Source organism: Allomuricauda sp. ARW1Y1 (assembly GCF_013407935.1).
Classification (GTDB): Bacteria; Bacteroidota; Bacteroidia; order Flavobacteriales; family Flavobacteriaceae; genus Flagellimonas.
In genome coordinates this window covers 41,981-64,635 of sequence record NZ_JACBZU010000006.1, presented here as the reverse complement: position 1 = coordinate 64,635, position 22,655 = coordinate 41,981, and the positions used below count along the sequence as shown (strand labels likewise).

The 22,655-nt window shown below is 42.5% G+C and carries 15 protein-coding genes; 8 read left to right on the top strand and 7 right to left on the bottom strand.

Annotated elements, in window-relative coordinates; translation table 11 throughout:
- Positions 1-18: 18 nt before the first annotated feature.
- From GGE08_RS14275 to GGE08_RS14260, 4 genes are read left to right on the top strand one after another with little or no spacing between them, the layout of a single operon-like run.
- Positions 19-279 (top strand): DUF4834 family protein, encoded by a 261-nt coding sequence (locus GGE08_RS14275; RefSeq protein WP_179385564.1) that lies wholly within the window; start codon positions 19-21, stop codon positions 277-279.
- Between the two features lie 24 nt (positions 280-303).
- Positions 304-2,742 (top strand): YfhO family protein, encoded by a 2,439-nt coding sequence (locus GGE08_RS14270; RefSeq protein WP_179385563.1) that lies wholly within the window; start codon positions 304-306, stop codon positions 2,740-2,742.
- A complete protein-coding gene (locus tag GGE08_RS14265; RefSeq protein ID WP_179385562.1) occupies positions 2,735-4,003 on the top strand; it encodes a glycosyltransferase in 1,269 nt (422 codons plus the stop codon). The genes GGE08_RS14270 and GGE08_RS14265 overlap by 8 nt, the downstream gene beginning before the upstream one ends.
- On the top strand, positions 4,003-5,463 hold the full coding sequence (locus GGE08_RS14260; RefSeq protein ID WP_179385561.1) for a lipopolysaccharide biosynthesis protein: 1,461 nt from the start codon (positions 4,003-4,005) through the stop codon (positions 5,461-5,463). The genes GGE08_RS14265 and GGE08_RS14260 overlap by 1 nt, the downstream gene beginning before the upstream one ends.
- A gap of 50 nt (positions 5,464-5,513) precedes the next feature.
- Here the strand turns inward: GGE08_RS14260 and GGE08_RS14255 are convergent, their stop codons facing one another.
- The 5 genes from GGE08_RS14255 to uvrA all read right to left on the bottom strand — a co-directional run bounded on the left by GGE08_RS14255 (position 5,514) and on the right by uvrA (position 17,395).
- On the bottom strand, positions 5,514-6,728 hold the full coding sequence (locus GGE08_RS14255; protein WP_179385560.1) for a hypothetical protein: 1,215 nt from the start codon (positions 6,726-6,728) through the stop codon (positions 5,514-5,516).
- A 118-nt stretch (positions 6,729-6,846) separates the two neighbouring features.
- A complete protein-coding gene (locus GGE08_RS14250; RefSeq protein ID WP_179385559.1) occupies positions 6,847-8,763 on the bottom strand; it encodes an OmpA family protein in 1,917 nt (638 codons plus the stop codon).
- Between the two features lie 10 nt (positions 8,764-8,773).
- On the bottom strand, positions 8,774-9,730 hold the full coding sequence (locus GGE08_RS14245) for a type IX secretion system membrane protein PorP/SprF (protein ID WP_179385558.1): 957 nt from the start codon (positions 9,728-9,730) through the stop codon (positions 8,774-8,776).
- Between the two features lie 44 nt (positions 9,731-9,774).
- On the bottom strand, positions 9,775-14,274 hold the full coding sequence (locus tag GGE08_RS14240) for a gliding motility-associated C-terminal domain-containing protein (protein ID WP_179385557.1): 4,500 nt from the start codon (positions 14,272-14,274) through the stop codon (positions 9,775-9,777).
- A gap of 343 nt (positions 14,275-14,617) precedes the next feature.
- A complete protein-coding gene (uvrA, locus tag GGE08_RS14235; RefSeq protein ID WP_179385556.1) occupies positions 14,618-17,395 on the bottom strand; it encodes an excinuclease ABC subunit UvrA in 2,778 nt (925 codons plus the stop codon).
- Positions 17,396-17,648: 253 nt separating this feature from the next.
- On the opposite strand from uvrA, the gene GGE08_RS14230 reads away from it, so the two are divergent.
- Complete coding sequence (locus GGE08_RS14230; RefSeq protein ID WP_014034330.1) at positions 17,649-18,233, top strand: RNA polymerase sigma factor; 585 nt, start codon at positions 17,649-17,651, stop codon at positions 18,231-18,233.
- A 253-nt stretch (positions 18,234-18,486) separates the two neighbouring features.
- Here GGE08_RS14230 and nth read toward each other — a convergent pair whose 3' ends face one another.
- Entirely contained in the window at positions 18,487-19,149 is a 663-nt protein-coding gene (gene nth / locus GGE08_RS14225) for an endonuclease III (protein WP_179385555.1), read from the bottom strand.
- A 55-nt stretch (positions 19,150-19,204) separates the two neighbouring features.
- Between nth and bcp the strand changes: the two genes are divergently transcribed.
- Complete coding sequence (bcp, locus tag GGE08_RS14220) at positions 19,205-19,657, top strand: thioredoxin-dependent thiol peroxidase (protein ID WP_179385554.1); 453 nt, start codon at positions 19,205-19,207, stop codon at positions 19,655-19,657.
- Between the two features lie 164 nt (positions 19,658-19,821).
- Here bcp and GGE08_RS14215 read toward each other — a convergent pair whose 3' ends face one another.
- On the bottom strand, positions 19,822-21,273 hold the full coding sequence (locus tag GGE08_RS14215) for a TonB-dependent receptor (RefSeq protein ID WP_179385553.1): 1,452 nt from the start codon (positions 21,271-21,273) through the stop codon (positions 19,822-19,824).
- Between the two features lie 90 nt (positions 21,274-21,363).
- Between GGE08_RS14215 and GGE08_RS14210 the strand changes: the two genes are divergently transcribed.
- Both GGE08_RS14210 and GGE08_RS14205 read left to right on the top strand, forming a co-directional pair.
- On the top strand, positions 21,364-22,128 hold the full coding sequence (locus GGE08_RS14210; protein ID WP_179385657.1) for an MBL fold metallo-hydrolase: 765 nt from the start codon (positions 21,364-21,366) through the stop codon (positions 22,126-22,128).
- A 4-nt stretch (positions 22,129-22,132) separates the two neighbouring features.
- Entirely contained in the window at positions 22,133-22,630 is a 498-nt protein-coding gene (locus GGE08_RS14205) for a hydrolase (protein WP_179385552.1), read from the top strand.
- Positions 22,631-22,655: the final 25 nt, after the last annotated feature.

Sequence of the window (22,655 nt, the reverse complement as noted above, 5' to 3'; positions counted from 1 at the left end):
TTCGATAACTGAGGTTATATGGTTTTATTACAAACGATTTTAATTGTCATATTAGTATACTACGGGCTTAAATTCCTGTTGAAGTGGTTGGCGCCAAAACTCTTGAATTATGCGGTAAAAAAGACCAACGAACGCTTTAATGAGCAGTTTGGGAACCGACAAGATTTTGATACTGCGCAACCTAAGGAAGGGGAGACCATTATTTCCAAAAAACCGCCCCGACGTTCCAACTCCTCAAAAAAAGTTGGAGAATACATAGATTTTGAGGAAATTGATTAATATTTGCCGAATCAAAACCTATCCATGACTCTTTCTCCAAAAGCCATTATCACCCACATTTGTGTTATCGCTTTGTTCATCCTTGCCTCACTGGTCTATTTTTATCCGGTTTTGCAGGGAAAAGCCATTTTTCAGTCCGATATTGCCCAATATAAGGGTATGGCCCAAGAACGGGATGCGTACAAGGATTTGACAGGGGAGGAGTCCTATTGGACCAATAGTGCCTTTGGCGGTATGCCCACCTATCAACTGGGTGCCAATTATCCACATAATTACATCAAGGAACTGGACCGCTTGATTCGGTTTTTGCCACGGCCTGCTGACTATCTTTTTCTCTATTTGATTGGTTTCTATATCCTATTGTTGTGCTTGAAGGTCGATTTTCGATTGGCAGCTTTGGGTGCCGTAGCCTTTGGTTTTTCCACCTACTTGATCATTATTCTTGGAGTGGGCCATAATGCCAAGGCACATGCACTGGGCTATATTCCGATGGTTTTAGGGGGGATTGTCCTCGTTTTCCGAAAAAAATATATCCTCGGTTTTATTTTGACGGCCTTGGCCATGGCATTGGAAATCAGTGCCAACCACTACCAAATGACCTATTATTTTATGCTTTTGGTGTTGGTAATGGGCCTTGTTTATCTGATTTATGCCATCAAGGAAAAGGAATTAAAGCACTTTTTTGTCTCCGTGGGCATTTTGATACTGGCCGTGGCCCTATCCATTTTCACGAATGCGACCAGTCTGATGGCAACCAAAGAATATGCCGATTGGAGTACTCGGGGCACATCGGAACTCACCATTAATCCGGATGGGAGCGAAAAAGCCGTGTCCACCGGGTTGGATTACGAATACATTACCCAATACAGCTATGGAATCGCCGAGTCGCTCAATTTGTTTGCCCCTCGCTTGTTCGGCGGGTCGGGCAATGAGAATTTAGGGCGTGATTCCAAGGCATATGAGTATTTGACCGACCAAGGGCTATCACCTTCTAAAGCACTGGAATTTTCCAGTGGACTGCCCTTGTATTGGGGCGACCAGCCCATCGTGGCAGCACCGGCCTATGTGGGTGCCATTGTATTTTTCCTATTTGTTTTGGGTGCTTTCTTGGTGGATGGTAAAAAGAAATGGTGGTTGTTGACAGGCGCCATTTTATCGCTATTACTTTCCTGGGGTAAAAATTTTCCGTTGCTCACCAATTTTATGATTGACTATTTCCCGTTGTACAATAAATTCAGGGCGGTTTCTTCGATTCAAGTGGTATTGGAACTTTGTTTGCCCGTTTTGGGAATTTTGGGGATTCGCGAGTTGTTCAAATCTTCCGTTGATAAAAAAGAAAAGCTAAAAGCTTTAAAACTGAGCTTCTTTATTTCCTTGGGACTTGGTATTCTGATTTTCTTGCTCAAAGGTTTCTTTGATTTTGAAGGACTCCGTGATGAAACCTATCGCGGATACTTTGGCGACGAATTGATGACCATGATCCAGCGGGATCGCGAAGCGGTATACATCAACGACACCATCCGTTCCATTATTTATGTGGCATTGGCCGCGGCGGTACTTTGGTTCTTTATCAAAGATAAAATCAATAAAAATATACTGGTTTTTGCCTTGGGCGCCTTGATTCTTTTTGATTTGGTAGGTGTGGACCTGAGGTATGTGAATGAGGGGGATTTTGTACGCCAGCGACAGGTCAACCAACCATTCCAGGCCAATCAAATCGACCAAATGATCCAGCAGGACGATTCCATTTACCGGGTGTTCGACCCACAAGAAGGTATTAATGGGGCGCGTACATCCTATTTCCATAAATCCATTGGAGGCTATCATGCCGCCAAACCAAGGGCGCTGCAAAATTTGTTCGAGTATCATTTGTATCAGAACAACCTTCAGGTGTTGAACATGCTGAACGTCAAATACATCATTCAGCAAGATGAGGAGGGAAACAGCTATCCCGCTGTTAACCCCGATGCCAACGGCAATGCATGGTTTGTGGACCAATTGATACCGGTTTCTTCCGCCAACGAAGAAATTCTGAAGCTAAAAGATTTCAATTCCAAAACGCAGGCCGTGGTGAATACTTCGGAATATCCCGAATTGACCAAACTTCGGTATTCAGTGGATTCTTCTGCCCGTATCGATTTGGTGGATTATCGCCCGAACAATATTACCTATGCCACCAACAACCCAAATGATGGTTTTGCGGTCTTTTCCGAAATGCATTATCCTTCGGGTTGGCAAGCGTTTATAGATGGTGCGCCACAGGAGCATTATCGCGTGGATTATGCCCTTCGCGGCATGAAGGTTCCAGCAGGTCAGCATAACATCGAGTTCAGGTTTGAGCCCGAAGTGGTGGAAACAGGAAGCCAAATTACGCTGGCTGCGAATGCATTGCTCGGTCTGATTATTGTTGGGGGACTTGGTTTCACCCTGTTCCGCAGAAAAAAGGAAAAGTCAGATGCGTAACGTGTTGGTCATAGCGTACTATTGGCCACCAGCAGGGGGACCAGGGGTACAGCGTTGGCTAAAGTTCACCAAATACCTCCCAGATTTCGGTATCCAGCCCATCGTGTATGTTCCTGAAAATCCAAGTTATCCATTGGTGGATGACAAATTGGTAGATGAGGTTCCAGCGGACATCAAAATTCTGAAACAGCCCATCAAAGAGCCCTATGGGTGGGCTTCGCTGTTATCCAAAAAAAAGACCGAGACCATCAGTGCTGGAATCATCAAGGAAAAGAATCCTTCCTTTATGGAAAAGCTCCTGTTGTGGATTCGGGGGAACTTTTTCATTCCGGACGCTCGCAAACTTTGGGTAAAACCATCCATTTCCTATTTGGCCAAGGTGATTGCGGACGAGGGTATTGAGACCATCATTACTACGGGACCACCACACAGTCTGCATTTGATCGGACTGGGACTCAAAAAGAAATACAACATTCAATGGATTGCGGATTTTCGAGATCCGTGGACTTCGATTGGATATCACAAAAAGCTACGATTGACCGAATCATCCCGCTTAAAACACGAAGCCCTTGAAAGGTCCGTATTGGTGAAAGCGGATAAAATTGTGGTGACCAGTAATACCACAAAATCAGAATTTGAAGCCATAACGCCCAAACCCATTAAGGTCATTACCAATGGTTTTGATGATGAACTGCAGCCCATGGAACTGGATACCGATTTCACCGTTTCCCATATAGGTTCGTTGTTGACCGGTAGAAATCCCTTGGGGTTGTGGCAAGCGTTACAGGAATTGATTGCCGAAAACGAAAGCTTCAAAAAGTCACTCAAGATACAATTGGCTGGAGTAGTGGGGGAGGAAGTGCTGCAATCCATTGAAGATTTTGGGCTTATGGATTGCGTACGACAGATGGGGTATCTTTCGCATGATAAAGTTTTGGAAACCCAGCAAAAATCACAATTATTATTGCTTTTGGAAATCGATTCCGAAGAGACCCGGGGCATTATTCCGGGCAAGTTATTTGAATACCTGAACACCAAGCGTCCTATTTTGGCCATCGGGCCCAAAGGATGGGAAGCTGGTAATATGGTAGAGGAGCACCAAGCTGGGCATATGTGCCTGCACCAGGATGTAGCGTCCTTAAAACGTGTAGTTTTGGAGGCATTTCAAAAATATGAAAAAGGGAATTTGAACTGTGACTCAGTAGGAGTGGAGCACTACCACCGAAGGGCGTTAACGGAATCTTTGGCTAAATTTATCTAATGGGCGTTGTACTAAAACAATCCATACAAAATACGGTGGTGACCTATTTGGGGTTCTTTTTTGGAGCCATCAACACCTTGTTTTTGTACACGAAAATCCTTCCAGATGAATATTATGGACTGGTTACCTTCATTTTGGCCTCAGGTGCTATTTTGATGCCTTTGATGGCTTTCGGGGTGCACAATACGATGGTGAAGTATTACAGTAATCACTTGGAAACGGAAAAGGATGGGTTCTTTACTTTGATGCTGTTGATTCCGTTGTTGGGAATACTGCCTGTGGCCCTCATTGGACTGATATGGTACGAACCTATCGGGAATTGGGTGTCCCAAGTAAACCCCATGGTGAAGGATTACCTTTGGTATGTGTTCTTTGTAGGGCTGGCGATGGGCTATTTTGAGGTATTTTATTCGTGGGCCAAGGTACATCTCAAATCGGTTTTCGGGAATTTTATGAAGGAGGTGTTTGCCCGTATTGGAGTTTCCATATTATTGATTCTCTTCTATTTTGAATTGATTTCGCTGGACCTGTTTTTTAAATGCTTGGTGGGACTCTATCTGTTACGGACTCTTATCATCAAACTGTATGCATTCCGACTGCGAATGCCCCGATTGGTTTTTACATTTCCACCATATACCAAAGAAATTTTGTCCTATTCTTTCCTGATTATTTTAGGAGGTTCGGCCGCCTTGATTTTGTTGGAGATCGATAAGGTGATGCTCAATCAGTTCATTAGCATAGAGAATGTGGCCTATTATGGGGTATCGGTTTACATCGCTACGGTGATTATTGTGCCATCACGGGCCATGCACCAGATTACCTATCCACTTACGGCCGAATTGCTCAATACCCAAAACAGTGTGGGATTGGATAATTTGTATAAAAAAACATCGCTGACGCTTTTTATTGCATCGGGTATTTTGTTTGTACTCATCATTCTAAATCTGAACGATTTGTATTTGATGTTGCCCGAAAATTATCGAAACGGCTTTACGATTGTGTTTTTGATCGGGTTGGCCAAGGTGATGGACTCCCTGTTGGGCAATATCAATTCTATTTTATACAATTCACAGTATTACAAAACGGTACTAGTCTTTGGGGTCTGTTTGGCGGCACTGACCATTTTCCTGAATTATCTGTTGATTCCCAAATGGGGCCTGGAAGGCGCAGCGGCTGCCAGTTTTATCTCCATTTTTATTTTTAATACGGTAAAGGTGGTTTTTGTGAAAATGAAATTTGGTATTTTGCCTTTTACTTCGGCTACCTTTAAGGTATTTGCCACTTTGGTTTTGTTGGCCGTATTGTTTGATTTGGTCCAGTTCCAGTTCCATCCCATTCTGAACATTGCATTCAAGTCTTTTTTGGTGGTGCTGATGTATGTGGGGATTTTATACCGCTTTAATATATCTGAGGACGTTACGGGATTTTTATCCAAATGGCTTAAAAAAAATACCCCGTAGCGAATAAATCAACTACGGGGTAAAACAACTAACCAACCTAAAAAAACGATCTAATTATTTCTTCGGGAAGAACCTCTTGAGCTCGATGTTCTCGCACTGCTTTTTCGAGCGTTGGAGCTTCTGCTTACGGTTGCCCTAGAACTTTCTTTACGGCTTGCGGTACTTTTTCTTGTACTGAGCCTTGAACTTCTGGCAACTTCCCTTCTCGAAGAGTTGTCCCTTTTCACCGCAGACCTATTAGTTGTTCTCGATACGGTCTTTGGTTTTCTATAGGTGCTCTGTTCGGAACGTTTGATAGTTCTTCCCGTGGCAGCTGGACTCACTTTTCTGGAGTTGGAACTTCTCTCGTAAGAGGAACGGTTCGCTCTGTTATTGGAAGCCGTTGCTCTTCCCGGTCTAGTTACATTATTATTTGACTTTCTATAAGAATTGCTTCTATCATTTCGAGATTCAACTCTTTGTCTTTGTACCGAATTGCTGGAACGGTTCGCCATGCTATTTCCTCTTCGGGAATCATTTCTGGAAACCCTTGCATTGCTTCGGCCATAATCAGCTCTTCTAACGTTATTGTCCCTAACGGATACTCTTCTGTCGTTACGATAGATATGCTCTCTTCTATATCTATTATCGTTTCGATACACCCTGCCCAAGCTGGCATATGCCCTTCTTGTGTTGTGTCGGTAAGGAGCGTAGTACGTATATCTTACAGGTGTGTAATACCTTCTATAAGGTCTTGCATAGACATTACAGAAACCAACTGCCGGTCTTACAAAGAATCTATGGAAGGGTCTATATACATATCTTCTGTTGTACACATTGATAAATCCTGTATAGTGACTAAAGACGCCTCTATTGTAGAATATGTGCATTCCACCGATTCTACGAAGTCTTCCATTGTTGTACCAGATATCTACATCGCCAATTTGTGAGACACGACCATAGAAATCATAAAATATAGGGATGTTCTCTATTTGAATTACAGCTCCATAGTCATCATATTGTACAAATGGGTTATAATTGAATCCAGAGTTAAATGTGACTCCAACATTACCTATTTGCGCACCTACGCCTACATTTACTCTATTATCCATGTAGAAGTCGAACTCACCATCGGGGTAAACGGAGAACGTTACACCACCTTCCACAAAAATGAATGAATTTCCATGTCTAAAGTTTGTTGTGGTAGCTACATGGTTGATTGTTTCGGCTTGGATACTCGGTATTCCAAGAACAACCGCTGCTAAAAGGAGTACTAACTTTTTCATACTACAAGGTTTTAAGTTCTAGATGCAACTATTTACATCCACCTTGTATAACACAATCAGCGTGCCACAAATTGTAACACGCTGATTTTCAGTAATCATGACTACAGAAAATTATCGTCTATTTTATTATGAACATGGATCTTCGGTTTAATTGGTGTTCCTCTTGGGAGCAGTTTACTCCATTGGAACAGTTGTTGATCAATTGCGACTCACCATAGCCTTTTGCAGACAATCTATTTCTATCAATTCCCTTGCTTACCAACCATTCCAGTGTAGATTTAGCCCTTCTTTCGGACAATTGCATATTGTAGTCATCGTTTCCTCTGGAATCAGTATGGGATTCAATATGAATATTTAATTGTGGATACTCTTCCATTGCGTTCAAGATTTTAGCCAGCTCCACTTCTGCATCAGGTCGGATGTTGTGCTTATCAAAATCAAAATAGATAGGCTGTAAGGATAGTCGACATCCCAAATCGTCCACAGGGCAGTCAGGAGGTGTAAGCTGTAAGTTGACCTCCATACTGTCCGTACCGCTTTTGGTTTGCACCACTGTTTCGGACGGTTCATATTCTTTTTCTGTAAATGATGCCCGAACGGCATATTGATCATTGCAATCCGCCAAGGGGCCAAAGTCGTAACGTCCGTTGACATCAACAATTTTTTGTGCGACCACATCGCTATTGTTATCTAGCAATAGCACTTGGGCGCCTTGTAAGGGTGCGCCGGTCTTAGCGTCCGTTACCATCCCTTGAATGGTCACCTTACAATCCGCAGTAAATGCGAGGATATCATCGGAACTACTTCCTTGTCCACCAAATCGGTTAGAGGAAATGTAACCCATTTTACCGGTTTCATCCATTACATATCCAAAATCATCCAAATTACTGTTGATGGGTTTTTTAAGGTTGGTCACTGTAGGGTAGGGGCCTGTTTCGTTCAAGGAGACGACAAAAATATCCAAACCGCCCAGTCCGGTATGGCCATCACTGGCAAAATATAAATCTCCAGTTTTACAGATAAATGGGAACGATTCCCGCTGTTTGGTATTTATTTTTGAACCAAGATTTACGGGTTGTCCATAGTTGCCATTGCCCAAAATATCCACATACCAAATATCGGAGGCCCCTAAACTTCCATTTCTGTTGGAAGAAAAATATAGTCGGTTTTCTTCAGGGTTAAGCGCTGGATGTGCAGTAGAGTAGGAATCCTCGTTAAAAGGAAGTTCTACAACATTGCCCCATGTACCATCTTCTTGCAAACTCGCCCTGTAGATTTTAAGGGTCACTAAACGTTCCTTTCCACGCTTCTTTTTACCATTGATATAGTTGTTTCGGGTAAAATAGATGGTTTTGCCATCTTTGGTGAAGACTGCTGACGATTCGTGATACGGGGAATTGATATCGCCCTCCAATTTTTGAATGTTTTTCAGCTGACCATTTTCATCAATTTCAGCTTCGAACAGGTCTAGATAGGGAAGGCCGTTCCAATCGTGTATTTTGCTTCCTTCCGTATCGATGGAAGAAGAAGCAAACACAATTTTGTCACCATAGTAAGAGGGACCAAAATCCGACCCATTCATCCCATCGGTGATATTTTTTACTTGATACTGGTTATTTTGCGTACTCGCCAAATATTGATAGGTATCCCAATTGGGGTAGGTAGCTCCCGAGGTTTCCATATATTTTTCCATGAGGGATTTGGATTCTTCCAATTTCCCGATGGATTTTAAACTTTGGGCGGCACGGTAATAGTATTCCGATTCCACTTCGTTGGGGTAGGTGTCCACCAATTTCAAGTACCATGTAGCCGCATCGGCGTATTCACTGTTGAAATAATATGTGTCTCCTAATTTTTTGTAGACCTGAGCGGAAGAATAACCATCTTCCACAACACTTAGATATATTTTTCGTGCATCTATGTAATCAAAATTGAAGAAATCCTCGTTGGCCTTCTTAATCTTGCTTTCCTGAGCCAAACCTACTTGTAGGGTACAAATGGCAAAAAGGATATAAATAATATTCTTTGAGTTCATGGTTCTATTTTTAGAAGAATCTTGGGGTTATTACACGATCGGCTTTATTGAAAATATCAAAGCGAAGGAACACTTCGTAAGATCCATTGCTATACTGTTCGATGTTGGTCGATTGATAGTCATAACCAAATCCTGCAAAGAATCCAGGTGTTATTTGAAATCCAGCCAGGGCACTTACGGCTGCGCTCCAGCGATAGGATGCTCCAAGTGTTAGCTTTTCATTGATCAAGAAGTTGGCGGAGAGGTCCCATTGCAGTGGAGAGCCACTTACATATTTTACCAATGTTGCTGGTTTAAATTTCAAGTTTTCATTTAGGTCGAATACATAACCTGTAATGAAAAAGTAGTGCAAACGTTCTATGGCAATATCATTGGTGTTGGCATTTTGTAGGGAACTTTCATCAAAATGTGTAGTGTTCAAAAAATTGGGTACTGACAATCCTGCATAGAACCTATCGGAATTTAAGTAAAGCCCTGCACCAACCTGGGGCCTAAGCCTATTGTCCACATTCGACTGAAAAAAGGGGTCAGACTGTTCGGATAATGTAAGCCTTGTATAATCGATATCCAAAACGTCCATACCCGCTTTTAAACCAAAAGCCAATTTATAATTATATGACAGATTGATTGAATAGGAGTAATCTACAGTTATGTTTGACTCCATTGCGGGACCAATTTTGTCATAGACTATGGAAAGGCCTAGCCCCATATTATCATACAAGCCTATTGGGGAGTTTACCGTGAAGGTTCCCGTTTCAGGGGAACCATCCAATCCAACCCATTGTGTCCTACCCAAGAAGCCAAAACTCAGTACTTCCCTAGATCCTGCGTAGGCAGGATTGATTACTTGTGTATTATACATGTACTGGGTAAATTGGGGGTCCTGCTGACCATAGGAGGTTATTATGGCTGAGAGAAACGTCAATGCCACTAAGCAATGGTTCCTATTTATTTTAAGATTCGTCATCCTCATTACTATTCTTGGTTCTTTATTGTGATTTTGTTTTGGTCTTAATTGTGGTTGATATAGAGATATCCTGTATAACTTTCTTCACCTGGATTTTCTGTGCCTGTAAAGGTTAGGATATAGAAATAGGTTCCGCTTGGGAGTTCCCTATCCTGTTGCAAAGTGGCCCTTCCCTCAGAAATTCCGTAGAACAGGTTATTTCCTTGTCCATAACCGTCGGTTTCATACACCTTGACACCCCATCTGTTGAAAATCTTCAAGTTGTTGTTTGGGTAGTTTTCGATGCCTAAGATTCTGAAGAAATCATTAAATCCATCTCCGTTGGGTGTAATACCATTGAAGATCTGGAACCCTATAGCTCCACCATCTGAACACGCATTGTTTGGAATGGTAATTTCTGTTGGATCATCCTCGGTATAGCTATTATTGTCGGATAGGTCCTGAAGTTGGAAATCAAAACCGACAAGATTACCGACCACTGTAGCTTGGTTAATAAATACACCTGCATCAATATCTGTTTGCGTTAGACTATAGGAGAATTCGTAGGTCCAAGTTTCTCCGGATGACAGTATACCATCTTCATTTTCATCGCTGTTTTCTATAGGGCCGGAAATAACGCCGCCCAATAACGCATCGGTGAGTACCACATTTTCTATATTCCCAATACTACCGTTTAAAACGGTGAAGGTGAATCCGATGGTGTCAACACAGTTGTCGTTATTGCTATCCAACAACGTGGCTTGCTTTATAAGGCCAATGCCATTAAGGCCGTCACCATCACCACCATCTCCTCCTGTACTACCATCAGTGCAAGCATCGTTGGGAACAGCAATTTCTGTAGGTTCATTTTCCAAAAAGCTATCATCGTCGGAAAAATCAAACACTTCAAAGTCAAAGCCCAATGGCTCGGCAGTTACTATTGCTTGATTGAGAACAGCTCCATTGTCAATATCCTGTTGGGTAATAGCGTACAAAGCTTGGTAAGTCCACGTTTCTCCCACGGAAAGTATACCATCATTATTGATATCGGTATCATTAACTGGGCCACTTATTTCACCTTCGATCAGAGGGTCTGCCAATACCACAGTATCTAAATCTGCACCACCATTATTGGTAACGGTAAAGGTGTACAATATACTTTCCACACAGTCATCTTCATTGATATCGGCCAAAGCTCCTTCCTTGATGAGACCAATGCTGGCACTTCCTTCGTTACAGGCATCTTCAGGCACAGGAGTCCTCGTAGGGTCATCTTCCAACAAATTATCATCATCTGAAAAGTCGGATACTTCAAGTTCAAAATTGATTCGTTCTGCTGTTACTGTGGCTTGATTTATCACAGCCCCATTATCGATATCATTTTGTGTGATGGCATATAGGGCTTCATAGGTCCATGTCTCTCCTATGGATAGGATACTGTCGTTGTTCTCATCTGTACCATCTACTGGTCCTGGTATCGAACCTCCGAACAAGGGATCTTCCAAGCTTACTTCGTCAAGGTCGAATGCACCGTTGTTGGTAATGGTAAAAGTGTAGAGAATACTTTCCAAACAACCGTCACCATTAATATCGATCAAAACACCTTCCTTTATCATGGCGATACTGGCCACAGCATCGGTACAGGCATCTTCAGGCACAGGGGTTCTGGTAGGCTCGTTCTCCAGTAAATTGTCATCATCGGACAAATCAAACACCTGAAGGTCAAAATTGATTCGTTCTGCTGTGACGGTGGCCTGATTGACGACAGCCCCATTATCAATGTCATTTTGTGTAATGGCATGTATGGCTTCGTAGGTCCAAGTTTCGCCGACAGAAAGGATATTGTCGCTATTAACATCCGTACCATCTACTGGTCCTGGTATCGGACCTCCGAACAGTGGATCTTCCAAGTTTACTTCGTCAAGGTCGAAAGCTCCGTTGTTGGTAACAGTAAAGGTGTAGAGAATGCTATCTATACAACCATCACCAGTGGCATCTATCAAAACCCCTTCTTTGATCAATCCTATGCTTGCTGTCCCGTCGGTACAGGCATCATCGGGGACAGGTGTCCTAGTGGGCTCATTTTCTATAAGAGTATCGTCATCGGACAGGTCAAAAACTTGGCTATCGAAGCCTACCGGCTTTGCAATTACAGTAGCTTGATTAATTACGGCCGCATTGTCAATATCTTCTTGGGTGATGCCGTATAGGGCTTCGTAGGTCCAGGTTTCGCCAACTGAAAGAATACCATCATCATTTGTGTCAGTTCCCGCCAATGGTCCTGGTATCGGACCTCCGAACAATGGATCTTCCAAGTTTACCTCGTCCAAATCTATTCCTCCTGTATTGGTTACGGTGAAGGTGTAGAGAATACTTTCTATACAACCGTCGCCATTGTTATCTACCAATACACCCTGCTTGATCAGTCCAATCGCTGCACCGTCCGTGCAAGCGTCGTCAGGAACCGGGGTTCTTGTAGGTTCGTCCTCAAAGAGGTTGTCATCGTCTGAAAGGTCTTGCACCATGGCATCTGCTGCAGTATACCCTATTACGGTAGCTTGATTTACTACTGCCGCGTTGTCAATATCCTGTTGGGTGATGGCGTACAAGGCTTCATAGGTCCAAGATTCATTTACAGAAAGGATACCATCATTATTGACATCCGAACCATCTACTGGCCCAGGAATATTACCACCGAACAAGGGGTCTTCCAAGGTAATCTCGTCAAGGTCTGCGTTTCCGGAATTGGTAACTGTAAAGGTGTATAAAATACTTTCTAAACAACCATCTTCATTGACGTCAATAACCACACCTTCTTTAATGAGTCCTATGTTTGGTACTTGGCACTGGGTCAAGTCAACTACGGTAGGGTCATCTTCCAACAAGCTATCGTCATCAGAAAGGTCAGTAAGAATGATATCTGGTTCGTTTAATACGGTTGCACTAACTTCGGCTTGATTTATGACCGAACCGTTGGCAATATCCGATGGTTGGATTGGATATGCACTGGTAAATAGCCAGACTTCATCAGATTCCATTTGGCTATTATCATTGTCGTCACCAGCAACCAAGTCTATGGGAATACCTTCTAATAAGGGATCTGTAATGGTAATATTTTCTAGGGTTTCACCACTGATATTGGTAACTGAAAAAGTGTACAGCACAAAGTTGCACCCTGCGCCAGCATCAACATCGTTTACCGCAAAACCAGTTTTGATTAAAGCAATACCAAAATTTGCTTGACAATCGTCAAGACTTATGATTGTTGGATCGTCTTCCAAAATGCTATCATCATCAGATAAATCAGATACGGTGTTTAGAGGTTCGCCTTCCACATGGGCTGTTACCTCGGCTTGGTTAACAACTTGACCATTTAAAACATCGGATGCCGTAATATCGTAGATGGCAAAATAGGACCAGCTTTCATCTATATCCAACAAATCATTATCGTTATCGTCGCCTGAAAGATAGGTAGGTGTGTCCCCATTTAATAAAGGGTCAGCTATGGCAACATTTTGAAGTGGTTGCTCTCCTACATTGGTTACCGTAAAAGAATAGAGCACGTAGTTACAACCTGCTCCTGCATCAATATCTTCAATGGCCAGTCCCGTTTTGATTAATGCAATGTCGCCCTGACACTGAGTTAGTTCGATTACGGTTGCTTCATCTTCAGCATAGCTGTCATTATCCGATAAATCGGAAACAGATGTACCAAAACCCTGTACATCGGCCGTGACTTCGGCTTGGTTTACCACCTGGCCATTGTTTATATCTGCTGGCGTAATGTCGTACAGGACGGAGTACTGCCAGACTTCATCGGTATCCAATAAGGTATTCCCATTCGTATCTCCGGCGATGGGGCCTGCTATAGGGTCAACCCCAATAAGTGGATCGATCAGTTCCACATTTTCCAATACTTGGCCACCCTCATTGCTCACCAAAAATGTGTAGAGGACAAAATTACATCCAGGGCCAGCATCGATGTCTTCAATGGCTACACCTGTTTTTATAAGTCCAATATTGCCTTGGCAGAAGCTAAGGTCCGTTACCGTTTCATCACTATCATTTATGCCATCGTCATCCGAAAGATCAGATACCGTTACCCCTGGCTGTCCCAAAACATCAGCAACCACGTTGGCCTGGTTTGTAACAGACCCATTCACAATATCGGCTGGTTGAATGATGTAGTTGGCCCGATAGATCCAGGTTTCCCCAGGATCCATTTCGCCAATAACATTGACATCACCTTCTGCTGGACCTGCTACAAGTCCTCCCAATAAAGGGTCGGTAAGCTGAACTCCAGTGAGTATCTCCCCATTGGTACTGGTATTAATTACCGTAAAAGTGTACTCAATAATGGCGCAACCATTATCAGCTCCGGTGGCATCGCGAGCAACACCTGTTTTAATAAGTAGAATTGAAGGCACGTAAAGATCTTCGTTGGCATTATGGCGGCTAGCCACTGTCATGCCGCTTGCAACGAACACAAACACTAAGGTTACCGCAACAATGGTGTTACGTTTGATTATTGATACAAGTAGGTTTTTTGAATCATGGTTTTTCATGGGTAGAACTTTTGAGCATGCAGAACAAAATGATTTGATTTAGCAGTTGGAAATTTTCAAACTTTCAACCCGTCCGATTACTAAGGGTGTAAGTATTTCAATTTCCGGCACAAAAGAATGAAAACCATGGTTTTTTGAGGGCACCAATTGACGGATGCCCCTTTTGGATCAACGAATACCCCTTCCGATCTGACGGATGCGTTTTACAGCATCTAATCTGTAAGAATATAGGTACAAAAAGTGAAGCTATATAACATCTGTAGCAGCTTCATTAAAAAGCAAATAAGAAAATTGCGGATTACAAGTTATCCGTACAACACGATTGGATACCAACCCATTAAGATTAGAGCTTCTCCTTTAGATAGGCGGCAGTATAAGAATCCGTGTTGGCCACAATTTCTTCTGGTGTGCCTTCAACTACCAAATGGCCACCCATGGCACCACCTTCCGGCCCTAGATCGATAATGTAATCGGCACATTTAACCAATTCCATATTGTGTTCGATAACGATGATGGAATGTCCCTTTTCTATAAGCTCATCAAAGGATTTGAGCAGTTTCTTGATATCGTGAAAATGAAGTCCCGTAGTGGGCTCATCAAAGATGAAAAGTGCTTTTTCCTTCGTATGGCCCTTTACCAGAAAAGAAGCCAGTTTGATACGCTGCGCTTCACCTCCGGAAAGGGTAGAGGAGGACTGCCCCAAGGCTACATAACCCAAACCTACATCTTGCAAGGGCTTCAATTTGGTAACGATTTTATCCTGTTGATGGTTTGAAAAGTGGGCAATGGCCTCATCGATGGTCAAATTCAGGATGTCATCTATATTTTTGCCTTCAAACTGGACTTCCAAAATGTCCTTTTTGAAGCGTTTGCCACCACAGGCATCACACTCTAAATGTACATCGGCCATAAATTGCATCTCTACGGTGATTTCCCCTTCGCCCTTGCACTTTTCACATCGACCACCATCTACGTTGAACGAAAAATGTTTGGCCTGATATCCCCTAAGTTTGCTCAACTTTTGTGCAGCAAAGAGACTACGGATATCATCGTATGCCTTAATATAGGTAACAGGGTTGGAGCGCGATGAACGCCCGATGGGGTTTTGGTCTACAAACTCTACATGTTTGATATGGCTGTACTTGCCTTCCATGGCCGTAAATTGCCCCGCCTTTTCGCCATATCCTCCAATTTCTTTTAATATGGATGGATAAACTATCTTTTTCACCAAGGTACTTTTACCACTTCCCGATACACCCGTAACCACCGTCAACATATTTAATGGAAAGGTTACATCGATATTTTTAAGGTTGTTTTCCCGTGCTCCTTTTATTTGAATGTAATGTTTTGAGGTTCTGCGCTCTGTCGGAACAGGAATCTCCATCTGTCCATTCAAATATTGCGCCGTTAAAGAATCTGAGGTAAGGATACGTTCCCAATTGCCCGTAGCGACTACTTTTCCGCCCAAAGTCCCAGCTTCGGGGCCAATATCAATAATTTCGTCAGCAGCCTGCATAATGTCCTCGTCGTGCTCTACCACAATGACGGTATTCCCCAAATCACGCAGTGATTTTAGCACGCCTATCAAATTTTCGGTATCCTTGGGATGGAGCCCAATACTGGGTTCGTCCAAAATATACATGGAACCGACCAAGCTGCTCCCTAAGGAGGTGGCCAAATTGATACGCTGACTTTCCCCACCGGATAACGTATTCGATTTTCGGTTGAGGGTCAGATAGCTTAAGCCTACTTTATCCAAAAAATCCAAACGGGTAGTGATTTCCTTCAGCAATCTGCTGGCAACGGCCGTGTCGTGTTCCGATAACTGAAGTTCTTCAAAAAAAGGCATTAATTGTTTGATGGGCAGTTCGATAAGTTCCGAAATGGATTTTCCGCCCACTTTCACGTAGTCGGCTTCTTTTCGGAGCCGTTTTCCTTTACAAACGGAACACCTTGTTTTTCCGCGGTAGCGCGATAGCATCACCCGGTTCTGGATTTTATAGCTCTTTTCCTCCAGTTGCTCAAAAAACTTATGGATTCCTATAAAATGGTCGTTCCCGTCCCAAACCAATTGTTTTTGTTCCTCCGTTAGCTGAAACCATGGCTTGTGGATAGGAAAATCAAATTTATAGGCTGCGTTCACCAATTGGTCGCGGTACCAGCCCATACTATCCCCACGCCAAGGGAAAACCGCATTCTCGTAGACGGATAAGGCGGTGTTGGGAATCACCAAATCTTCATCAATACCAATTACATCACCATAGCCCTCACATTTGGGGCAGGCCCCGTAGGGATTGTTAAAACTGAACAAGTGGACATTGGGCTCCAAAAACTTCATCCCATCCAACTCAAACTGATTACTGAAGGTTTTGGTTTCTCCCGTTTGAAGGTTCTCTATGGCACATTCGCCCTTACCTTCAAAAAAGGCATTGTCCACCGCATTGGCCAATCGATTGTAGAAATCTTCATCATCTTTCACAATGATACGGTCCACGACCAAATGAAAAGTTCTGCCAATGTCCTTGGGTGCTTCGTCAATTCGAATGACCTCTCCCCGGTATTTGATTCTGGCATAACCTTGTTTGGAAAAAAGTTCAAGGGACTTGAGGGTTTCCCTATCTTCTGAAATGGTTATGGGAGCCAACAGCAGCAATTTGTCCCTTTCGTTCAATCCTTTAATGTGATTGATGACATCGGTGACCGTATGCTTTTTCACCTCTTTGCCAGAAATGGGGGAGATGGTCTTCCCGATACGGGCATACAACAGTTTCAGATAATCATAAATCTCTGTTGTGGTGCCAACCGTAGATCTTGGGTTGGTGGAATTTACTTTTTGTTCTATGGCAATGGCAGGGGCTATACCTTTAATATAGTCAACCTTGGGTTTGTCCAACTTCCCCAAAAATTGGCGTGCGTAGGAGGATAGGCTTTCCACGTACCTGCGCTGTCCTTCGGCATAAAGCGTGTCAAAAGCAAGGCTGGACTTTCCCGAACCGGATAAACCAGTGATTACCACCAATTTATTACGAGGAATAACAACATCAATATCTTTAAGGTTGTGCAGTTTGGCACCTTTTATGATAATATTTTGTTTGGGATCGACGTTTATATTGACTGCCATTTGTTAAAATTAGGGTTTCAAAGATACGATACACTGCACTTAATACGTATATTGCACCAGTTAACATATAAAAATCGTCAACTCACAACATAGATTTTTAGATCGCCTATCTATTGATCTATATTTGAAGTGTAATTAAAATCCTGATAGGCCTATACAGAATAATTACTTTTTTAAAGATTAAAAACTGAATAACTAAAGTCTTTCTTGGTAAAGGAAGGGCTGTGATTTTAACCCAAAAAAAGTAATTTGTATGGAACAGCTACAGATTAAAGACTCGATTTTAGTAAAGAATTATATTGACGGAGACGAGAAGGCTCTTGAAATACTGATCAACAGGCACAACCAACGAATCACCAGCTTTATTTACAGCAAAGTTTTGGATAGGGATGTTGCAGAGGACATCTTCCAAGACACTTTTATCAAGGTCATCAAAACCTTGAAAAAAGGACGATATAGCGAAGAAGGCAAATTTCTGCCCTGGGTGATGCGCATCGCACACAATTTGGTTATCGATCACTTCCGTAAGAACAAGCGGATGCCCAAATTCGAGGGGAGTGATGATTTCAACATCTTTTCCGTAATCCACGATGAAAAATTGAATGCCGAGAAGCAGATCATCAAAGATCAAATCGAAAGCGACCTGACCTTGTTGATCGATGAACTTCCGGACGATCAACGAGAAGTGCTCATCATGCGTATTTACAAGGATATGAGCTTTAAGGAGATATCCGAAAATACCAACGTTAGCATCAATACAGCCTTGGGTAGAATGCGTTACGCGCTCATCAATTTGAGAAAAATCGTAGAAAGGAAGAATATCGTTTTAACGAATTAATCGAGCAATACGTCGAAGCCTGCAATAATTCAATTCTAGCGTCGTTATATAATGGAAACAATTACTTACGCTAGAATATGGAAAACATTTACTCTGAAGAACAAAAATCCGTAAAAACGGTAAAAGCGAGTCAGAAAACTGTTGATTTCTTACTTAGCTTTTCAAAATCGATTCATGTAGTTGACTACAAAACGCACCAGTTTGAAGTAACATTGAATTAATTTAAGGATCAAACTGACGAAAAGAGCCGCAATTAGCGGCTCTTTTTGTTTTTATGATATTCGTTGATTACCGATTTCCGACCAATGGTCTTGGTAATAATGTCCTTTTCCAAGTCCCAGCCCCTAGCAGGCGAATACTCCCTTCCATACCAAATGATTTGTAGGTGCAAGCGATTCCAGATTTCTTCAGGGAAAAGTCGTTTGGCATCACGCTCCGTCTGTACCACATTTTTTCCATTGCTAAAGCCCCATCGGTACATGAGACGGTGGATGTGGGTATCCACGGGAAAAGCAGGAATGCCAAAAGCTTGCGATACCACCACACTTGCTGTTTTGTGTCCCACCGCGGGCAGTTCCTCCAATAAAGCAATATCACGAGGGACCTCACCATTGTATTTTTCGATCAATATTTTGGAAAGGCCATAAATCCCTTTCGATTTCATCGGGGATAAACCTACAGGTTTGATGATTTCACGAATTTCCTCCTCCGAGAGTTTCACCATATCAAATGGGTTGTCCGCCTTTGCAAACAAGAGTGGAGTAATCTGGTTTACCCTTACATCGGTACTTTGGGCGGACAATAAAACGGCAATCAACAAGGTATAGGGGTCTTTATGGTCCAATGGAATAGGTATGGTGGGGTAGAGTTCGTCCAAGGTTTTGATGGCAAAATCAACCTTTTCTTGTTTGGTCATATTTGTTTAACTTTGATAGCGAAAGTATTAAACATTAAACTTAATAGCAACGCAAATGAATATGTTAAAAGTAGGAGATAAAGTACCTGATTTTTCTGCAAAAGACCAAGACGGTAACACAATTAATCTAAGCGATTACAAGGGAAAAAAGCTGGTCGTATTTTTCTATCCCAAGGCAAATACCCCTGGTTGTACCGCAGAAGCCTGCAATCTACGCGACAATTACAAGGAACTGCAAGCTCAGGGTTACGAATTATTGGGTGTGAGTGCCGATTCGGAGAAAAAACAATCGAATTTTAAGGAGAAGTACGATTTCCCCTTTCCTTTATTGGCGGATGAAGATCATACGGTGATCAATGCCTTTGGGGTTTGGGGACCAAAAAAGTTTATGGGAAAGGAGTACGATGGTATCCACCGAACCACTTTTATTGTGGATGGTAATGGGGTTGTGGAAAACGTGATCGAGAAAGTAAAGACCAAAGACCACGCAGCACAGATTTTGGCATAGGCTTTAAAAATGTATCAAATTAAAAATACTATCTAAAAAGCTGTTTATCTGTCAGTTCGAGCACAGTCGAGAACTTAAGACACATTGATGATTAATGGGTTTTGACTAGGTTAGACCTGACAATTTAAAATAAAAAAGGCGCTACCATCAGCGCCTTTTTTACTTTATTCCTTCTCTTCCAGAACCTTTCGGGTAAACAGGTCCTTTTCCTTAATGATTTCGGCAATCCCTTCAGGAAGTTCTTTTTCCCATCCTTCATCCTTGTTGATGATTTTTTTGAGGACATCCCTCGAAAAAATATGGAGGACCTCCGGGTCGTAATCGATAATATCCATCACTTTACCATTGTACTTAAAGAATTTGTACAATTCCTTCATTCGGGGATGGACCTTAACGTTGTTGCTGGTAAGAATTTGACCAGTTTCGGGATCCTTCATAGGGTATAGGTATACCTTCAAATCCTTGAAGAACAATTTACCAAAGGCTTCCAAGATACCACCGCTCAAGTGTCGGTAATATTTTTCGTCAAAAACATCAACCAAGTTGTTCACTCCCATCGTCAAACCAATCTTGGCTTTGGTGTAATTATTAAAGTATTCTACCAATTTATAGTACTCCTGGAACTTGGATATCAACACCGTATGACCAAGGGAGCAGAGCAGCTCCGCACGGTCCATAAAGTCCTGCTCGTCAATCTCACCAGAGGCTTTTAGGTTGGACAGGGTAATCTCAAAGACCACAATGGCGTTTTCCATTTCCACCGTCTGTTCCCGAACAAAAATATCGTAGGATTTCTGGAACATGTCCATATTCACCTTGGTCACTGGCCTGAAACTACCACGAAGGGCCAAGATATTTTTCTTGTACAGCACCGCCGCAGGTAACAGGTTGTTCCCATCAGGACCGAACATTACGGCATCCGTCATATCGTTCTTGATAAGCTGTAGGCTCATCAAACGGTTATCGACATCAGCAAAGTTGGGACCTGTAAAGTTGATCATATCAATTTCCAAGGTATCATGGTCAATATGATCGTAGAGATATTTTAGAAGTTTTTTGGGCTTGTGGAATTTAAAAAAGGCCCCATAAATCAAGTTTACCCCAAGAATACCTAGTGTTTCTTGCTGTAACCTAGCTTCGTTCTGTTTAAATCGGATGTGCAGTATGATTTCGTCATATTCCTTTTGGTCGGGGTCCAGCTGAAACCTCAGACCAACCCATCCATGTCCTTTGTAACGTTTGGAAAAATCGATGGTGGCCACCGTGTTGGCGTAACTAAAGAACAAATAGTTGGGGTTGTTTTCACGGCTGATGCGTTCCTCGATTAACTGCATCTCATATTCCAGCATCTTTTTTAACCGCGATTGGGTCACATATCGTCCATCTTCTTCCACACCATAAATGGCATCACTGAACGATTTGTCATAGGCGCTCATCGCCTTTGCAATGGTTCCCGAAGCTCCACCGGCCCTAAAAAAGTGCCTGGCCGTTTCTTGTCCCGCACCAATCTCGGCAAAAGTTCCATAAATGTCCCTGTTCAAGTTGATGCGTAGGGTTTTTGCCTTTATGGACGGTATATTTTCAAAAGCATTTTCGTTGCTTGGTACGCTAGGCATATCCTATATTTTATGTGTACGGCAAAGTTACACTCTTCGTGCAATCTATTAAATAAATAAGTTATAATTTTGGTTTTAATGGACGATAAGATGACCGTTACTTTTTTGGGTACAGGAACTTCACAGGGAATTCCCATCATCGGAAGCAAACATCCCGTATGCCTAAGTACAAATCCAAAAGACAAACGTTTGCGCGTTTCCGTGCTCGTTTCGTGGAAGAATTACAATTTTGTGGTCGATTGCGGACCTGATTTTAGGCAGCAGATGCTCACCAATCCCATTGATAAGTTGGACGGCATACTGTTTACCCACGAACATGCAGACCATACCGCTGGTATCGATGATATTCGCCCCTTTTTCTTTAGACAGGGCGATATTCCCATTTATGCCCATCAACGGGTAATCGATTCCCTAAAACGCCGTTTTGATTATATTTTTGCCGATGAGGATAGATATCCTGGGGCACCCGCAGTGCAGGTCTATCCGATTGAAAAGGATAAAAACATCCCTTTGGGTGGACTAAATGTGATTCCCATTGAAGCGTACCACAACCGTTTGAAAGTGTTTGGCTTCCGTTTTGGTGAGTTCGTATACATGACCGATGTAAAAAAGGTAGAAGAGGAGGAAGTGAAAAAAATGAAAGGGGCCAAGGTATTGGTGGTGAACGCACTGCGTGTAGACCCGCACCATTCCCATTTTAGTCTGGATGAGGCCATTGCTTTCGCAAAGGAAGTTGGCGCCGACAAAACCTATTTTACGCATATTAGCCATTTGTTGGGATTTCATGACGAGGTAGAAAAAAGTCTGCCCGAAAACATACATTTGGCCTACGATAACCTACAAATTAAGATTTAAATCCATGAAGAGTAGAATTTTTCTATACCTATTTGTTTTTGCTGCCCTGTTAGCTCTTTTTCAATACGTCACAGGAAATAATATGCAAAAGGCCCTGAGCTCCGATGTTGAGCAGCTCAAAAATGAAGTGACAACATTGGAAGATTCCCTTCAGACCATGCACCTCAAAGTGCTGGACATGCAATACTTTACCTTGGAAAACAATGATGACGCCCTGGCGTACTACGACCATCTGAATTTGGAAAATCCATCACTGTACATTCAGGATAAGTTGCTGGAAACCAATGAGCAAAAAGGGGATAATCCGCTGATTCCTTACGAAGGGATGGAAAGTGACTTCAAAATCAACAAAATTAAAGTGCTGAACCATAAATGGATTTTGGCTGACTTTTCCGATGGTAAATATTGGGGCGACCTTATTATAAAATATGAGCTAAAGGACGACCTAAGTGTAGACTTTACCTTGGCCCAGCATTTACTGTATGCGCCTCAGGAATATTAGATCTTGAATCCTTTTTCCACTGCGC

Coding starts and splice junctions, on each gene's coding strand:
- GGE08_RS14275 (WP_179385564.1), top strand. CDS start 19: ATGGTTTTATTACAAACGATTTTAATTGTCATATTAGTATACTACGGG.
- GGE08_RS14270 (WP_179385563.1), top strand. CDS start 304: ATGACTCTTTCTCCAAAAGCCATTATCACCCACATTTGTGTTATCGCT.
- GGE08_RS14265 (WP_179385562.1), top strand. CDS start 2,735: ATGCGTAACGTGTTGGTCATAGCGTACTATTGGCCACCAGCAGGGGGA.
- GGE08_RS14260 (WP_179385561.1), top strand. CDS start 4,003: ATGGGCGTTGTACTAAAACAATCCATACAAAATACGGTGGTGACCTAT.
- GGE08_RS14255 (WP_179385560.1), bottom strand. CDS start 6,728: ATGAAAAAGTTAGTACTCCTTTTAGCAGCGGTTGTTCTTGGAATACCG.
- GGE08_RS14250 (WP_179385559.1), bottom strand. CDS start 8,763: ATGAACTCAAAGAATATTATTTATATCCTTTTTGCCATTTGTACCCTA.
- GGE08_RS14245 (WP_179385558.1), bottom strand. CDS start 9,730: ATGACGAATCTTAAAATAAATAGGAACCATTGCTTAGTGGCATTGACG.
- GGE08_RS14240 (WP_179385557.1), bottom strand. CDS start 14,274: ATGAAAAACCATGATTCAAAAAACCTACTTGTATCAATAATCAAACGT.
- uvrA (WP_179385556.1), bottom strand. CDS start 17,395: ATGGCAGTCAATATAAACGTCGATCCCAAACAAAATATTATCATAAAA.
- GGE08_RS14230 (WP_014034330.1), top strand. CDS start 17,649: ATGGAACAGCTACAGATTAAAGACTCGATTTTAGTAAAGAATTATATT.
- nth (WP_179385555.1), bottom strand. CDS start 19,149: ATGACCAAACAAGAAAAGGTTGATTTTGCCATCAAAACCTTGGACGAA.
- bcp (WP_179385554.1), top strand. CDS start 19,205: ATGAATATGTTAAAAGTAGGAGATAAAGTACCTGATTTTTCTGCAAAA.
- GGE08_RS14215 (WP_179385553.1), bottom strand. CDS start 21,273: ATGCCTAGCGTACCAAGCAACGAAAATGCTTTTGAAAATATACCGTCC.
- GGE08_RS14210 (WP_179385657.1), top strand. CDS start 21,364: ATGACCGTTACTTTTTTGGGTACAGGAACTTCACAGGGAATTCCCATC.
- GGE08_RS14205 (WP_179385552.1), top strand. CDS start 22,133: ATGAAGAGTAGAATTTTTCTATACCTATTTGTTTTTGCTGCCCTGTTA.